This is a genomic window from Arthrobacter sp. Soc17.1.1.1 (assembly GCF_036867195.1).
Taxonomy (GTDB): Bacteria; Actinomycetota; Actinomycetes; order Actinomycetales; family Micrococcaceae; genus Arthrobacter_D.
This window is the reverse complement of sequence record NZ_JBAJII010000001.1, coordinates 1,614,342-1,630,246: the sequence shown is the minus strand read 5'-3', so window position 1 is coordinate 1,630,246 and position 15,905 is coordinate 1,614,342. Positions and strand designations below refer to the sequence as shown.

12 protein-coding genes are annotated in these 15,905 nt (G+C 63.7%); 5 read left to right on the top strand and 7 right to left on the bottom strand.

The genetic code is table 11. From position 1 onward, the window contains the following. Positions 1-6: 6 nt before the first annotated feature. From V6S67_RS07320 to dacB, 3 genes are all read left to right on the top strand, one after another. Positions 7-1,059: an AAA family ATPase gene (locus V6S67_RS07320; protein ID WP_334209609.1), complete on the top strand. Its 1,053-nt coding sequence runs from the start codon at positions 7-9 to the stop codon at positions 1,057-1,059. A 168-nt stretch (positions 1,060-1,227) separates the two neighbouring features. Beyond that, a complete protein-coding gene (locus V6S67_RS07315; RefSeq protein WP_334211553.1) occupies positions 1,228-2,487 on the top strand; it encodes a serine hydrolase domain-containing protein in 1,260 nt (419 codons plus the stop codon). Then, positions 2,484-4,058: a D-alanyl-D-alanine carboxypeptidase/D-alanyl-D-alanine endopeptidase gene (gene dacB, locus V6S67_RS07310; RefSeq protein WP_334209608.1), complete on the top strand. Its 1,575-nt coding sequence runs from the start codon at positions 2,484-2,486 to the stop codon at positions 4,056-4,058. Before V6S67_RS07315 ends, dacB begins: the two co-directional genes overlap by 4 nt. A 111-nt stretch (positions 4,059-4,169) precedes the next feature. Here the strand turns inward: dacB and V6S67_RS07305 are convergent, their stop codons facing one another. Beyond that, the gene (locus V6S67_RS07305; protein ID WP_334209607.1) at positions 4,170-5,051 is read right to left on the bottom strand and encodes an alpha/beta fold hydrolase; all 882 of its coding nucleotides are present in this window, start codon (positions 5,049-5,051) and stop codon (positions 4,170-4,172) included. A 63-nt stretch (positions 5,052-5,114) separates the two neighbouring features. Here V6S67_RS07305 and V6S67_RS07300 point away from each other — a divergent pair, with 63 nt between their 5' ends. Beyond that, entirely contained in the window at positions 5,115-5,669 is a 555-nt protein-coding gene (locus V6S67_RS07300) for a TetR/AcrR family transcriptional regulator (RefSeq protein WP_334209606.1), read from the top strand. A gap of 299 nt (positions 5,670-5,968) precedes the next feature. After that, entirely contained in the window at positions 5,969-6,403 is a 435-nt protein-coding gene (locus tag V6S67_RS07295; RefSeq protein ID WP_334209605.1) for a hypothetical protein, read from the top strand. Positions 6,404-6,592: 189 nt separating this feature from the next. Here V6S67_RS07295 and V6S67_RS19950 read toward each other — a convergent pair whose 3' ends face one another. The 6 genes from V6S67_RS19950 to V6S67_RS07270 form a co-directional block, all read right to left on the bottom strand. Next, on the bottom strand, positions 6,593-7,663 hold the full coding sequence (locus V6S67_RS19950; protein WP_442884865.1) for a zinc-ribbon domain-containing protein: 1,071 nt from the start codon (positions 7,661-7,663) through the stop codon (positions 6,593-6,595). A gap of 973 nt (positions 7,664-8,636) precedes the next feature. Continuing rightward, positions 8,637-9,710, bottom strand: a complete 1,074-nt coding sequence (locus tag V6S67_RS07290; protein ID WP_334209604.1) for a TniB family NTP-binding protein — start codon at positions 9,708-9,710, stop codon at positions 8,637-8,639. Continuing rightward, complete coding sequence (locus tag V6S67_RS07285) at positions 9,707-11,788, bottom strand: hypothetical protein (protein ID WP_334209603.1); 2,082 nt, start codon at positions 11,786-11,788, stop codon at positions 9,707-9,709. Before V6S67_RS07285 ends, V6S67_RS07290 begins: the two co-directional genes overlap by 4 nt. A gap of 26 nt (positions 11,789-11,814) precedes the next feature. Then, complete coding sequence (locus V6S67_RS07280; protein ID WP_334209602.1) at positions 11,815-12,600, bottom strand: hypothetical protein; 786 nt, start codon at positions 12,598-12,600, stop codon at positions 11,815-11,817. 1,417 nt (positions 12,601-14,017) lie between these two features. Next, entirely contained in the window at positions 14,018-14,479 is a 462-nt protein-coding gene (locus V6S67_RS07275) for a DUF4383 domain-containing protein (RefSeq protein WP_334209601.1), read from the bottom strand. Positions 14,480-14,901: 422 nt separating this feature from the next. Continuing rightward, positions 14,902-15,303 (bottom strand): hypothetical protein, encoded by a 402-nt coding sequence (locus tag V6S67_RS07270; protein WP_334209600.1) that lies wholly within the window; start codon positions 15,301-15,303, stop codon positions 14,902-14,904. Positions 15,304-15,905: the final 602 nt, after the last annotated feature.

The window sequence follows — 15,905 nt, the reverse complement described above, 5'->3', positions numbered from 1 at the left end:
AAGCCCATGGCCCCCAGCCGCAACCCGCTCGATGAGCTGCGCGAGACGCTCGGCCACCTGGCGGAACAGCTCAAGCTGCCGGGCTCGGAGCGGATCGACGACCGCGTGGGCGATTTCTTCGGCGCTCGACCCGGGCCCGCGCGTCCGCTCGCCGAGGTGCAGGCGGAGCTCGATGCACTGGTCGGGCTGGAGAGCGTGAAGGAGCAGGTGCGCGCACTCGTGGCACTGCTGCAGGTCCAGGCGCGGCGGAAGGAGCACGGCCTGCCGGAGGTCGCGACGTCACAGCACCTGGTGTTCCTCGGGAATCCCGGCACCGGCAAGACCACCGTGGCGCGTCTGCTCGCCGAGATGTACCGTGCGGTGGGGTTGCTGCAGAAGGGTCATCTGGTCGAGGTGGACCGGTCCGGCCTGGTCGGCCAGTACGTGGGCGAGACCGCCATCAAGACGGATCGGGTGATCCGCCGGGCGCTGGACGGCGTCCTGTTCATCGACGAGGCCTACGCACTGACCCCGGAGGTCGGCCGCGTGGATTTCGGGCCCGAGGCCATCGAGGTGCTGCTCAAGCGGATGGAGGACCACCGCCACCGCCTCGTGGTGATCGTGGCCGGCTATCCGCGGCTGATGGAGCAGTTCCTCCTGTCCAATCCGGGCCTGCGCTCCCGATTCGCCCGCGAGATCACCTTCCCGGACTACTCGGTGGACGCACTGGAGACGATCTTCCACCAGATGCTGGGCCAGCACGAGTACGCCCTGGAGCCCGGGGCGGATGACATGCTGCGCCGCATCCTCGCCAACGTCCATGCGGGCGAGGACTCCGGCAATGCGCGCTTCGCCCGCACCCTGTTCGAACAGGCGCTCAACCGCCAGGCACTGAGGCTGTCGCTCGACGCGGACCGCGACCTCGGCGCGCTCGATCGGGACGACGTCATGACGCTCACCACCGACGACCTCGTGAAGGCCGCCCAGGCCCTCGGCGAGGAACCGGAGCCGGAGCCGGAGCACCAGCCGGCGCCCGAACGGTCGTCGTGGTGGCGCTGGCTGACCTCGCCGGGCGGGTGAACCGACCGGACCGGTGCCGGAAGGGAGATGTGGACCTAGGTCGCTAGTGGCCTGCCCGCGACAGGACTAGGTTACGGGCATGCATTCCGACCGATTCCACGGTGCCGCGCTCCTTTTCCGCCTGACCGGCCGGTTCCACGGTGCTGACGACCCGAGGAGCTGCTCGTGATGGGAAGCACCGCACGATCGAGGCGCCGCTCACGTACGTCCGGCGTCGGCGTGACCGCCGGCCTCAGCGCGGCGATCCTGCTCACGGGATGTGTCGGAGCATCGCCCGCCGCCACCTCCCTTCCTTCCTCGACGGCGTCCTCCGCATCGTCCTCCACACCGTCCTCCACACCGTCCTCGTCGGCATCCGCCGCGGTGACCGAGCGGCCGGCCGCGCCCGAGGGAGAACTGCCCGGCGGGACGCAGACCGCCCTCCGGGCGACCGTCGAGCAGACGATGGCCGACTACGGGGTGCCCGGCGCGGCCGTCGGCGTCTGGGTTCCCGGCAAGGGCACGTGGACCTCGGCCGCCGGTACGGCCGACATCGAGCACGGCATCGCAGTGGAGCCCGGGATGCAGTGGCCACTGCGCAGCATCACCAAGTCCTACACGGTCACGCTCGTCCTCCACCTCGCCGATCAGGGCGTGATCTCGCTCGACGACACGATCGACGAGTACGTCGAGGGGGTCACCGACGGCGACAGGATCACTCTGCGCGATCTCGCCGGCATGACCAGCGGCAACGCCGACTACACCAACGAGGACTTCGTGGAGGCGTTCGCCGAGGATCCGGAGCGGATCTTCACCCTCGAGGACCTCAACGGATTCATGCTCGGCAAGCCCGCCCAGTTCGCACCGGGCACTGCGAAGGTCTACACCAACGCGAACACCAACCTGCTCGGCGCCGTCGTCGAGCAGGTGACCGGACAGCCGTTCGACGCCGTGCTGCAGGAGCGCATCCTCGAGCCGCTCGGCCAGGCCGACACGCAGTACATCGTGGACGCCTCCGCATGGGACACCGCCCACCCCGTGGGCTACGCACCCACCGAGGACGGGCCTGACCCGCAGGATGCGAACATGTCCGTCTTCGGTCCCGCAGGATCGATGGTGTCCACGCTCGACGACGGGCGCGTGTGGGCGGAGACGCTCGCCACCGGTGCGCTGCTCGACGCGTCGCCCCAGGCGGAACGCCTCGTCGGTGCGCCTCTCGACGCGGGGCCGCCCTACGACCTCTACGCGCTCGGTATCGGTGAGACCGGGGGCTGGTGGGGCCACAACGGTGAGGGCTTCGGCTTCACCGCTGCCCTCTTCCACCAGCCGGACACCGGTGCATCCATCGTGGTCTTCATGAACCTGTCCAACGAGGCCTCCGGCGCCCATCCCGCCGATCAGCTCTTCCGTCGTTTGGCGGCAGTCATCGAAAGTGGGGCAAAGCCATGATTCGACGCCTTCGGAGAACGACAGCAGCGGCGGCCGCACTGCTGCTGGCAGCTGGGGCGACGTCCTGCACCGTCGCACCTGCCGCCGATGTCGAGAGAGCGCCGTCGCAGCTGCCGGATGCCGCGCTGGAGGTCATGAACCAGCCGGAGTACGCGAGTGGCCGCTGGCAGATCACGGCCACCGACCTCGACACCGGTGAGCTGCTGGTCGATCTCGACGGGAGCAGGATGGCCGAGCCGGGATCGTTCGCGAAGACCTACAGCACGGGTGCGGCGTGGTTGACCTGGGGACCGGACCACACGGTGACCACACCGGTGAAGCGGGTCGGCGAGGTCGTCGACGGGGTGCTCCAGGGCGACCTCGTCCTCGTCGGGAAGGGAGACCTCACGATGGGCGGGCGGACGAAGCCCGACGGCACCGTCGACTACACCGATCTCGATCACAACGATGCCAATCCGCTTCCCGGGGCCACGCTCACGCCGCAGGACCCGCTGACGGGATTGAACGATCTCGCCAGGCAGGTCAGGGCGTCGGGGATCGACACGGTCGGCGGGAACGTCGTCATCGACGACCGGCTCTTCGCGGGTGAACTGGCCGGAGAACCGATCACGCCGATCATCGTCAACCAGAACATCCTCGACCTGCAGATCACGCCGGGAGCGGTCGGGGAAGCGGCCACGGTCGAGCTGACCCCTGCCGTGGAGCCGTGGCGGGTGGTGAGCGACATCCGGACCGTTGCGGCCGGCGAGCCGGCGGAGGTGACGAATCCGCAGTCGACGGGAGGCGGTGAGATCGCCATCAGCGGCACGATCTCCGCAGACAGCGATCCGCAGCTGAAGGTGCTCGTGCTGGACGATCCCGCCACCTTCGCCCGCACGGCGTTCATCGAGGCACTTGAGCGGGCGGGCGTGGCCGTGGCCGCCGATCCGACCGCCGTCAACTCCACCGCCACGCTCGCACCGCAGGCCGACATCGATACGCTCCCGTCCGTCGCCGGACTCGAGTCGCTCCCGCTGGCGCAGGAGGCCACCTACGTCATGAAGATCAGCTACAACCGCGGCGCCCAGACGTTCGTCTGTCTCCTGGCCGTGGAGACGGGCAAGGACGACTGCAGCACGGGCATGAGCGAGGCCGGCAGGATCTGGAAGGAGGCCGGTCTCGACACCACCGGGGCCTCCCTGATCGACGGCTCCGGCCTGGACGGCAACTACGTCACGACCGGGAACGCGGTCCAAGTCCAGACGATCATGGCGGACCGCCCGGACGCCGGACGCTGGCGGGACACCCTCCCGATCCTCGGCGTCGACGGCTCGCTGTCGACGGTACAGGTGGGCAGTCCCGCCGCCGGGAAGGTGTTCGCCAAGACCGGCACCCTCGTCGGCGGTGACCTGTTCAACGGGCGCGCCCGGCTCGGCACCAAGACGCTCGGAGGGGTCATGGTCACCGGGAGCGGCCGCGACGTCGCGTTCGCGATCATCCTGAATCAGGGGTTCGCCGCCGGTATCGAAGGCGTGTTCAAGGCGAACGACGACGTCGGGGCGGTGGCCGCGGCCATCCAGCAGGCCTACTGACCGGCGCTGCGCCCGAGCCGGCCCTATGGCCGTCGCGCCAAGAGCCCTGACCCCTGCTCCCCCACCGGTTGCCGGAAGAAGGCCGGAGTGGCAGGCGGCCGATCGGGCCGCTCACGCCGAGCGATCGAACCAGTCGAGTACGAGGTCGGCGACCTCGGCGGGTGCGTCGTCGGTGATGAAATGCGCCGCGTCCTCGACGTAGGCGAGCTCGACGCGATCGGCGTACCGTTCCGGATTGCGGCAGATGCGCTCGAGGACCTGCTCGGTCCAGGGGCGGTCCCGGCGGCCGTAGACGACGAGGGTCGGCACCGTGAGCCGCCGACGGCGGTAGACGCCGAGCATCATGCGGACGGCTTCGGGCAGGATCATGCCGCGGGTGAGCGGACGTACCGCCTCGTCGATCCCGGGCCGGCGCAGCGGGGCGAGGTGGGCTTCGATGGTGGCCTCCGACATGGGCCGGGCCACGTAGGCCTCGGAGAAGATGCCGCGCAGCGAGGTGCCCGGGCGATGCCAGATGAAACGGGGCAGGTGCCGGAAACCGGGGACGATCTTCGGGCTGAACGCGAAGAAGGCCGGCGGCACCGCGAGCTGCACTGCTGTCCGGACCCGCTCGGGGTGGTCGTAGCTCAGTTGGACGGCGGTGATGACGCCCATGTCGTGGGAGACGACGTGGGCCCGCCCGACAGCGAGGACGTCGAGGAGAGCGAGCAGATCGCGCAGCCGGCTCTCGCGGTCGATCCGCGGGTCGTCGACCACGGTCCAGCCCGCGCCGCGCAGATCGGGGCAGATCACGCGGTAACCGCGTGCGGCGATGAGCGGGGCTACGGCGCGCCACTGCCACCAGTGCTGGGGGAATCCATGCAGGAGCAGGACCGGATCGCCCTCGCCGACAGTAGCCACGTGCGTCCGCAGGCCGGGCGTCTCGACGACGAGGTGGTCGAAGCCTGCTGCTTCGGGCAGAGGTGGAGACCAGGTCGGGATGGGCGTGGACATGGCGACCTCCTTCGTGGGGCGGAGATACTATGTTCATAGTAAACCTGGAGAAAGGAGGTGTCCATGCCGGCGTCCACACGCGAGCGGGGCCTCGAGGCGGCTGTGGAGTTGCTCGGTGCGGAAGGCGTGCGCGCTCTCAGTCACGCGCGGGTCGATGAGCGGGCCGGCCTGCCGGCCGGGTCCACGTCGAACTGGTTCCGCACCCGCCGGGCGCTGCTCGGCGGGGTGGTCGACTGGATCGCCGAGCGCGAGCGGGCCGATTTCGATCCGGCCGCGATGCCCGCCGTCACTGGCGCCGACGAACTGATCGAGGGCCTGTGTGCCATGGTCGAGCTGCAGGCCGGACCGTTCGCTGTGCGGACCCGCGCGCGCTACGCCCTCTTCCTCGAACTCGCAGCCGATCCCGAGCTCGGAGAGCCCCTGCGGCAGCAGCGCCACGAGTTCGAGACGTGGACCGAGTCAATCGTGACGGCCGTCGGCTTCGCCGACCCCGGTCCGGCGACCCGCGCCCTCATGGCGCTCGCCGACGGGCTGCTCCTGCACCGCCTCACCGTGGACCCCCAGCTCGACATGCGCCCCGTCATCGAACGCGCAGTGCATGCCCTCGAAAGGTCCTGACCCCACGCTCGGCCTGTGCCCGGACCCTTCTCTCGGAGCTGCCATTCATCTACCATGGGGGGTGCACCCAGAGAAGGTGTAGGGACGGTTCCGCTGGGGAAGACCAGTCCGAACGTGACGATCACAACTGGAGACAACGGGAACACTTCCGTGCGGGCATCGCTGCCCACACCGGTCCTCGTTCACGTGAATCTACTCCGCCCTGCACGGACGGCATCGCCGGACAACCGTCCGCGGCGTGCTGACAGCGACACGCACCCATTTACTATTCGGCCCGGCATGCGTGGAAGAGAACCATCATGAAAAAATCTCTGAGCTGGCGCCTGTTCATCCTCGTCGCAGGAACCCTGTTCGCCCTTCTGGCAGGCATGGGTCTTTCGGCTCCAGCCGTTGCCGCTCCCGTCCAGGTAGCAGCCAACGGGAATTACCACGGCGATGACTCGGATCTGACCCTCGATGTGAATCGAAACGGCGATCTGAGAGTCACGGGCGATAATTACGACGCGAAGAAGGTCTACGTCAAGATCGTCAAATTCAGTTACCACGACAACGCCAGGACAGTTGACGAGCGCAACGTCTGGACGGACCGCGGCGGCGACTTCAGGTACACCTCTGACAAAGGGAAGTGCGGCGACTCCTACCAGGCCTACAGCTACAGCCATAAGGATGGCTGGGACAGAAGCGAGACGATCAGGGTCAAGTGCGATAGGGGTGGCGATTACGGGCACGAATAGCGCACGCGCCACTCAGTACATGCACGGACAGCCGGCCTGAGCGTTTCGACCAGCATGTCCGTCCCATGAAGAAAGGGAAGGCGACGCTCGATCCGAGCGCCGCCTTCCCTTTCTCGCCTTCGGTTCCGGACTGTGAGTTGCAGACCTACTTGGAAGAACTGACGCACTTGAACCCCTCCACGTCGCGGTTCAATCATCAGCGGTTCCTTGTCCTGGTGGGTTCGTACTTGGAAGATTCTCCGGCTCGAGCGCCACAATTCGCTTGTCCCACCCCTGCCGACCTCGAGTGTTTTTGCGACTGCCGGCAGCGACCCTTTCCTCTGGCGGGCACTCGGTGCAGCCACCCGCCCGGCGTCGATTCACGACCGAGCGATACTGTGGATGGCCAGCTCGACAGGTCCACCACCAACGGCCGCTGCCCGGCACAACCTCATCGGGAGCCTTGCCGTTGAGTGTCGAGTCCCAGTCTTCACAGAGCTCGGGCTCTCTAAACTCGAGGTCAGAAACGCCCTTCTCGAGCATCCGGCCGGATTCCTTCGGGCACGTCAGCTCCGCGCCCCTGCACCGGTGGTCTACCTGCATGGGGAACTCGTGCCCTGCGGGGCACAGCCACCACACCACCACCTCCGAGCCCGGCTTCACATCTGCTGGCGTCATCTTTCCGTTGAGGTGCGGGTGCCATTGGGCAGCCACATCCGGACGAGCGGTACCCAAATCGTTTTCTCCTGGTATGAGGACGCGTCCGGTACAGGTCTGGCAGCGTCCGTTTGTCTCGACTAGCTTCGCCGTAGTGCGGACGAAGGGGTGTCCAAAGGGGCACCGCCAATTGAGTTTGTGCTTCGAGTTCCCTGCCGACACCTGATTGGTTGCCCATGTATTCGTACTGTTTGGATCCCAAAGTGCGGCCAGCTCGGGATGGGTCGTGCAAAGGTCGTTGGCCCCGGCTATAACGCCTTTGCCCGAGCACGCCGGGCAGCCCGAGCCTCGTAGTGCGCGGTTCGCGAAAGTTGCCGGGTAGTGGTGGCCCTTAGGGCAGATCCAGTGACCCATGAAGTTGCTGCCGGGGCCGACCTCCCAGGGCCCGTGATCGCTCGGGCCGCCCTCGTCCCACTCTCTAGCGAGATACGGCAGTACGTCTGCCAACGAGTTATACCCAAAAACGATCCGCTGTCCGGAGCACAGCGGGCAGGCAAACGCTTTACCGTCAGCTCTCTGGGCCGCGTTGCGGGATAAGTCGACGATGTGGCCGGAGGGGCACATAAGCCCGGCATTCGCCTCGGGACTGCTGAACTGGTCATCCCACCAACACTGGTCGTCGCGCTCGGTCCCATGCAGACAGTCCAAATAGCGCCCGAAGGGCTCTAATGGGCCAGCTTGTCGCCCTAGGGGCTCGACCGGCTGTACGCACGGTCTCGGGTCTTGGCTGTTCCATTCCCCCATCCATCGAAAGCGGGCCGCGGCCGCAGTTCGACGAAGCATGAGCCAAGCTTGATCAGTGCCAGCCCCTCCAGATGGATTTCCTGCTTGGGCCATCTGCTCCCCCACAATTTGGTACATCTCCAAGAAGGTCAGCGAGGGGTCACACACGGTGGTGATGACGCTGTGCGTCGTTACCGTTCGGAAAATCGGCGCCGCAATCACAAGGTCCTCCGGTATCGGCGTTCCTTCCCACGAGTTCTCGCGAATCGAAGATGCGCGGCGAAGGCACTCCCACACGATCGTCGCTTCGATGCTTCGCACGTCGAGTGCTGCCGACGCCTCAACAACGTCGTGCTCAACGATTCGGGAGTGGTCGCGGCTCGGTGACGCGAGGCGGCGCAGAGTACGGGCCCCGTAAGCGATTGACGGACCAGTCCAGCGTGAGTGCCTCGCGCACACCAAGCTCGCGAAATCCGGATGCAGGGCGACACGAGCGCCAGCGCTGCACTCCTGGCAGGCATGCCAGTTCATTCTTGGGGCGCCCCTTAGAAGTTGGAGGCGATCGGCCTGTTGACCAACCGCCTCCCTGCAGAGATCCAACGCCGCTTGTTCTGCGGCGTCCTCCGCAACTCGGCTGCGTGGAGTTCCTCCGTGCAGCTCACGTGAGTGAGATACACCCAGTCCCCAGAGGTGACCGATCGGCGCACCAGTGGCCGCGTCCAGTCTGGCAGCGTAACTAGACACGACCTCACCGATAAGCGGCACAGGTGCTAGTGCCTTCGGTAGTCGTCCTGCTATCTCAGCTGCCATGGCCTTACGCCGCACCCCTCGCCCTTTTTCCTGAACGACCTGCAATGGCGGCTTTGATGCGGTCCTCGTGCGCCAGTTCGTCCGCCTTCGTTTCAGCCAGTTGTACGCGGATCGTCTCGTTTTCAGGGTCATCTGCCTCTATGAGGTCTAGGGCGACCCTGCTGATGATGGAGTTGAGGGGGCCAATGCGACCACCCGTCAAGCTATGGAGTTCACTTGCGAACGCCCTTAATCCTTGTGTGTTGTCGGCAAATAGTGGCATCGCGCCGATGATCGATTTGACTAGTCGCAACCAGCGCTGCTTGTCGTCCGGACGTTTGATACTGAGGTATGAGGCCATCTCGGCGGGACGATACCGCTCAAATATCTGCGCTCCCTCCTGTCCAGTGAGCAGATTGGTCCGTTCTAAGGCCACACCCATGAGCAGGATGGGGCAATTGATGTCGTCTCCCAGACGACGGATCGCAGCGCTAACTTTCCGGGAATGTGCGCCGCCGTATTTCAGATTGTGAACATCGTCAATCACGACAAGCTGGGTGTTGCAAACGTTAATGGCATGTTGCACCATGCCCTCCATCGTGGCCTCCGTTTCACGGGCGCCGATGGGAAGTCCGTAGTAGTAGGCCAGCATGCGGTACAACCCAAGTGGTGTTCCCGTGGAGGGTAAGTTCACGTAGCTCACGAGGACGTCGCCCCTGCTCACGGATTCAGGATCTTCGAAGATGCCCTGCTTCACGACGTCGAGCATCAGGATCCTCGCCGCAGTGGTCTTGCCTGTATAAGAATCTGCCGAAACCATGACACCGTGGCCGCCGCCCTCCCGAAACTGGTGTTGTCGCATGACGCCTATGAGGACTTCCTGCAGGTTTAGGAATGAATCGCTGCGGACCATGATGCCGCGGGTAATTGCCTTCGCTCGAAGTCTGTTGAAGTCGCGGCGAGCATCAGTGGTCATGCCCGTAAAGGCGTCCATCGGCATCAGCTCGATGGGGGCGCCGAGGTCGAGGAGGTTCTCGATATATCCCTTGTGGTGCTTCGTATCGAGCCCCGAATGGACCCGGAGCGGATACTGGGTCACCGGACGACTCCATTCACTGCATCAAAGCCCTGAATCTCGTCGTCGGGCCCCCACTCGCTCACGTCGAGCTGATCGGACTGGTCGACGGGTTCCAAATCTTCGACGCCATTGATTGTGGTCATGGCAGGTTGGTGTCCTCTTTGGGCCTCTTGAAATCCCCGCTCCAGTTCCTTCTTCGCTTCCTCACGCCGCCCCTTACGAACCTGACTCAATGCCACATCTATAAGGCTCATCGTCGCGTCGGTGGAACAGTAGGACGGATCCACTTCTCCGTCGTCGATCATTTGCCGGGCGCGCTCCCGAATAGGGCGAGAGAAGGGCTTATCGAGACGATTCTCCTTCCAGTAGCACTCGACGTACGTGTTGCCGGTCGGGTTATGGACCCAGACAACTCTTGGGTCAGTCGGGATGTAGTGCACCTCCCATTTGCCCTCCGGCAGCAAAGTTCCGGAGGTGCGCCGTCGAAGCACGTCAAGTCCCGGGGAGTCGTACATTCTGTATTCAAGCTGGATTCCGTCGCTCTGAATCGTCCTCATTGCAATAGGAAGAAGCGAGATGTAGTCACGCCTCGACAAGGGCACGGGAACGAATCCAACATAGGGGAACATTGCTTGGTAGGCGGCATTTGGGCTGAGCGGCTGCAAAGCCCCGACCAACGGTTCACGAAGTCCTTCAGCCGGGGTGTTCTGCCAGATGTGCACAATCCATCGGTCTAGCAACCAAGCGAATTCGTATAGCGTTAGCAGATTGTCCTTCTCAGGATGATCACCCCGGCTGGATAGTGCACCCCCGGTGAACCCAGGCAATTGCGACAGGAATCGTGTTTTGATAGTTCCGAATGCCCTCTCGACCACTGCCTTATCCGTCGGCGTTCGGACGGATGATCGGACAAGAGTGATGCCGAGCTGGCGACAGGCCGACTCAACGACTTCTGATGTGTAGTCGCGGCCGTGGTCGGTCTCGATGCACCGCGGCCGCACCAGCGGTACCATCACATCCAGCCTCTCCCGTTCTGCAGCGTCGTACATCTGCGCCCACGGAAGATCCCGACTCTTCAATTCCCAGTAGTTGGCCGGGACGTCCTCCAGGTCCGTCCGTGGTCGGAGGGTCATGGCCTGGGCGATCATGAATGCGAGATCGGCTCCGTCAATATTCTTAGCTAAGGAGAACGACAAAATGCTCCGTGTTGCCTTATCGACCATGATGGAGCATTCGGGACGACCGATTTTGCCACCCGGCAGGATCAGGAGTATGTCCAGACGGGTAGAATCCACCTGGATCTCTGAGCCAGGGAGTAAGGCGGACCGAGCTTGATTGACGCGTTTCGGGGTGTTGGCAGCAGTTAGCCGGTTGAGAGCGTCCCCGTCCAAGTATTGACCGTCGGAGAGTTCGTCGAGAATTTTTCCCAGCCGTCTGGCAGGCGGCAGAGCGAAATCTGCATCGGGATACTTCTTCCTCAAGCGGCGTTGCACCCTCGCAACTTGCTCCTGCTTCGGGACCCGGGAACGTTTTCCCAGGTCCCGAAGAACCCAGTTGCACTCCTTGAGGACCTCCGCGGCGATCCCGTCGAGTACGGTGTGGTTGCGCGAGCGCCGCCCGTCGATCAATGCCGCCAAGCCGCTCTGCATTAGCTTTTCCGCATCACGAAGGAGAGAGGAATGACTTCTCGTTAGCGCTCGTGCAGAAGCAGGATCCCGTGCTCTCATCTCGTCCGCTATTGCAGCTAGCTCCCGGGCCTTCAAGTGGGCGCGCGACCAACGGGACGAACCTTCGCCGTACCCGGGACGCGGGCAGGAAGCACCCATAGCGGTGCCGTGCAGGACTTCGTAAGCGTCGGCGGCCTTCCGCTGCATCTCCCGAAGCGCACATGCCTGGCGGTCATTGGCGTTGGGGGCACCAGCCGCCAAAGTCTCGATGACGTTCATCTGAGCAATAACGCGTCCGAAACGATCCTCGGGAGGGTTCTGCGCGATGAGGCTGGACAGAGACGTGGTTAGTCGTTCGCCATTGTCACGATCGAGCAAGCCGACAAGCTGCCCCGCAACGTCAACGATTTCCCAGCCGTGGTCGGCGTACATGATCCTGTCACCGATACAGTACGCACTCATGTCGGCGCCCCCACGGCACCCGACCCGAAAACCCCTAGGATCAGCAGGTCCGGGTGGAAAGGGCCTGGCTCGCACGGAACCACTTGACGGTTGAACAACATGTTGGATAGGAAGGCGTACCCCAAGCCGAGGTGCATCCGTGGATCTATCGTCTCGGCCGCAAAACGCATCGTCTGAGGATTTGACAGGGCGGCAAGCACCCTCGCTGTCGCTTCCGGGAGAGGTTTGTACTCGGCAAACCTGAACGCGAACATCCACTCCAAATTGTCGGCACGCCAGCCCACTGGGCCGTGCATCACGCGGTACTCCCACTTCTGCACCTTGCACACTTGACGCGTCAGATTTTCGATACGAAGGAATTTTCCTCCAGTCGCAAATTCTTCGGGCTTCACATCGATGATGCACGTCTCGCCGGTATGCATCCTCGCCGCAAAATCTGGGTAGTGCATACTCCCGTCCAAGAAGACAAGCCCGAACGGTTGAGCTGCGATGGTGCCAACCTCCCCACCGTGCTCCAGCTCCATGAGGCACCGCATCTCAGTCAGAGACTCGAACATCACCATTTTGGCCTGCCCCGGAAACGGATACAGCCCGGAGTAGTTGGGGCGTTGTTCGTATTGAGGACTGCACCGACATGGCGGAAATGTCTCAGGCCTTATCCCGCTTTGCCGCTCGTCAAGGTTCCAAGTCAATCGTTCACCTGAAGCATCGAACGCGAACAGCTGCGTACAAGCGGCGGTGTTCACGACGTCCTGGAACGGGTGATTCTGCAAGGAAGCCATGCCCTGCTCCTCTAAGGGTCGATCCGAAGTGCTGCCACAGCAGCTCAAATCGGGCCGCACGTTCTCACCTTCGCCACGGTGCGCTACCGCTTATCCTCCTTCCACCCCTTGCACCGCCCCCAACCGGTACCGCGAGCTGAACAAATTGGCTGAAACCACTTGTCGCTACCCACGAGAGCCTGTTACGCTAGCGGAGACGAAGGGGTCTCCTAATAGTCATGCTCTGATTCTTGACCTTAGAGGCTATCAGCTACGCACTCATGCCGCAACGGCATCTGGCCGCGCATCCACGAAGGTCATTACCGGGGCACCAAGCCTTTCGACGATCACGCGCGGACGTCCGCGGTCTGGGGCCACGCTCGCTCCAACTACGTGTTCCCGCGGCCTGAACTTTCCCTCGTGAGCGACCAGTCCGGTCGTTCGGTCGACGCCACCGATAGCGAGTGCGTGGACGGCGGGGATCTACACCTCTGGAGCCAACCGTTCGCCGACACTGGCCTGTTGGAAGCTGCTGCGGAAATTGGTTTGTGCGACCCGCCACCGAATCGCGCGTCCGACGCTCAGGCTTTCAGGCCTGCTACAGCGGTAACACCGCTTCAACCTTGGAAGGTCGTTTGGCTGCGGGTGTGAGCCTCTGGCTAGGCTCGAATGGGAACGACGAGCCAAGAGCATGCAGTGGAAGGAGCGTACAGCCGTGATCACGAACTGCTTCACGCCCACTGTCTCGCTCCGGTCTGTGACCAGTTTCTTCCTGCCGGGTTTTCTGACGTTCACGAGGCTGACGACCATCATCGTCACGAACCTCGCATCTGATCGAGCAGCCTGGTGACCTCCGGCCCTTGATCGAGTGACCCCGAGATCGTGTCGACGAACACCCGATAACAGCCGGCAACGTTCAGCGCGTCGACCTGCAGAGCGGCGTCTTAGTCAGTCGTTGACACTCGCACGTACCCGAGAAGGTCTCCCATGCCCTGCAATGTAGCGGAACTCATCGCGGAGGAGCAGAAGTGAAACATAGAGTCTGGCATTGAGTATCGCAACACAGAACAAGGGCTTAGGAGCCGCTTGGCAACGTCGGAGGCGAGTGTAGCGGATTCGTTCGATTCAGCTACAAGTGGCGGTCGACGTCGAACCCGCAAAGGGGCCTTTACCGGGCATCAACCCGGGCCGGTCATAGGAGGATCGTGTCCCAACGTCGGGTAGGCCGAGAGGGACTGGCCCGGTGATAATTATCGATGTCACGAAAGGGAACTGGCTCACAGCGGCAAATCAGGTGTCGAGGAAGTCCCACTCGCTACGCAGCACCCACCGAAGCGCACTCATCCCGACCCCACCATGTCGTATATGAAGAAGGCCCCGAGACGTTGGTCCCGGGGCCTTTTCTGCTGAGTGCGGTTGTGTAGTGGCTTTGCTGTGGTCAGGCTCGGGCTGCGGTGTTGCGGGTGTGGTTGCGGGTCAGCAGCAGCGCCAGGGCGATCATGCCGACGCCCAGGAGGAAGTGCAGCCAGTTGTCCGCGCCGTTGAGCGGCACGAAGTTGCCGGCGGAGTCCTCGCCGATGACCAGGCCGTAGACCCAGAGGACGAGGTAGATGATGCCGCCGTACAGCAGGTAGGAGCGGGCGCCGCTGATGGTGCGGGCCATGGCGATGCCGGCTGCACCGAAGAGCAGGTGGACGATGTTGTGCAGGATCGAGACCTGGAACAGGCCGAGGAGCTTCGCTTCCGACTCGTGGCCGGCGAACATCATCGTGTCGTAGTCGGAGGTGATGCCGGGGATGAAGCCGAGGATCCCGACGAGCAGGAAGACCGCGCCGACGGCGAGGGCTGCTTTCTGGACATTGGTGCGGGTGCCCGCGTGGGGCGTGTCTGCGGTGGTCATGAATGTTCTCCCAGTGTGACGTGCAAGTGGTGATGTGACCGGCCAGACTTCGCTCACAGCGGCAAGTGCTGGTCTGCGTCGGCCGAAGGCCCTGAGACCTGTCCCGGCCGCTGCTGCAATTCATGAAATTGCAGCAGCGGCAACGACTTCGCCAGCCTACGTGCAATGTCGCACCGACACCGAACCTTTGACCTGGCCCGTTATGAGTTGGTCGCACGTCCTGCGGGGCTTATCTTTCGCAGCCTGGTTTTTGGGCGCGATGCGTGTTGGTGTGGGGCGATGAAACCGGGGGTGGACTCGGACGGTGCCTGCAAGAGCCGTTGCTAATGGCTATCGCTTCGCTGCCGGGTATGAAGTGCCGTGAAGTTGGGTGTGGCCCCTACCCCGCAAGGGGGTAGGGGCCACTGGTGGTTGAGGTGGTGCTAGAGCAGTCCGCCCAGCAGTCCCTCGTTGTCCTGTCCACCGTCAGTGGTGCTGTCGGCCGAGGTATCGGCATCCACGTTGCTGTCCACGTCAGGGGTGACGTCGACAGCGGCGTTGTTGCCGCTGAAGATGCCGCTTAGGTTGTCCGTCACGTCAGTATCGATTCCGTTGAGAACAGTGTTGTTGCTCGCAACATCGTCGATGTCGACGGCATCGTTGAGGATGTTCTCCAGCGACACATTGCCGCTGTCAACGATGCGGTTGTTGGTCACCTGAGCGACCTCGTCCACACGGGTATCGGTTGTCGTCCCGGTGTCGGCGCTGGCCATGCCAGCACCTCCTGCGAACATCGCGCCGGTAGCCGCGGTGATTGCCAGGGACTTCGTCCAGATGTTCCTCATGTTTCTGCCTCCATCATTTCTGTTGGGGTTGAAGGACATTAACCCTTCGGACTCCCCCTCCCAACCGGATGGGTCCCGGTTTTCGGCCCTCCCCCGGACGTCAGACCAGAACCACAGGGCACCGCATGCTGGGCCCCGCATGAAGCTCCCTCCGGGCAGCGTTTAACCTCCACACCGAGCTCCATCAACTCCCTGCCGTCTCATCCCTCCAGCGCCGGAAGGGGCCAGTTGCGGATTCCACCGACAATCTCAGCCCCCTACTGAAGAGCGCCTGTATAAGGGGGCGCGGCGTACGCACGCGAACATCGCCCGCAGTACGCAGCCATGTCACGCTCTCCGTCGTCCTCGCGGGTGCCTTGCTCGGCAGCGCCATCCAGCACCTCCGCCACCGTCGTGCAGTGACACCTCAGGACAAGCAGCCAAACGCCCGCCCAGCACTAAGTAGCTACGACGTCCTTGCCCCGTTGCCCCTGACAGCCCTTGCCCAACCAAGTGTGGATGCACTATCGATCCATCGATCCCGTGCGAGCCCGGTTCATGCCACGTCCGAACACCGACTTGACGGCTGAAATACCCGGGACGCAATGCGGAACCGTCAGAGG

Coding starts and splice junctions, on each gene's coding strand:
- V6S67_RS07280 (WP_334209602.1), bottom strand. CDS start 12,600: ATGGCTTCCTTGCAGAATCACCCGTTCCAGGACGTCGTGAACACCGCC.
- V6S67_RS07275 (WP_334209601.1), bottom strand. CDS start 14,479: ATGACCACCGCAGACACGCCCCACGCGGGCACCCGCACCAATGTCCAG.
- V6S67_RS07285 (WP_334209603.1), bottom strand. CDS start 11,788: ATGTACGCCGACCACGGCTGGGAAATCGTTGACGTTGCGGGGCAGCTT.
- V6S67_RS07300 (WP_334209606.1), top strand. CDS start 5,115: ATGCCGGCGTCCACACGCGAGCGGGGCCTCGAGGCGGCTGTGGAGTTG.
- V6S67_RS07295 (WP_334209605.1), top strand. CDS start 5,969: ATGAAAAAATCTCTGAGCTGGCGCCTGTTCATCCTCGTCGCAGGAACC.
- V6S67_RS07305 (WP_334209607.1), bottom strand. CDS start 5,051: ATGTCCACGCCCATCCCGACCTGGTCTCCACCTCTGCCCGAAGCAGCA.
- V6S67_RS07315 (WP_334211553.1), top strand. CDS start 1,228: ATGGGAAGCACCGCACGATCGAGGCGCCGCTCACGTACGTCCGGCGTC.
- V6S67_RS07270 (WP_334209600.1), bottom strand. CDS start 15,303: ATGAGGAACATCTGGACGAAGTCCCTGGCAATCACCGCGGCTACCGGC.
- V6S67_RS19950 (WP_442884865.1), bottom strand. CDS start 7,663: ATGTGCCCCTCCGGCCACATCGTCGACTTATCCCGCAACGCGGCCCAG.
- dacB (WP_334209608.1), top strand. CDS start 2,484: ATGATTCGACGCCTTCGGAGAACGACAGCAGCGGCGGCCGCACTGCTG.
- V6S67_RS07320 (WP_334209609.1), top strand. CDS start 7: ATGGCCCCCAGCCGCAACCCGCTCGATGAGCTGCGCGAGACGCTCGGC.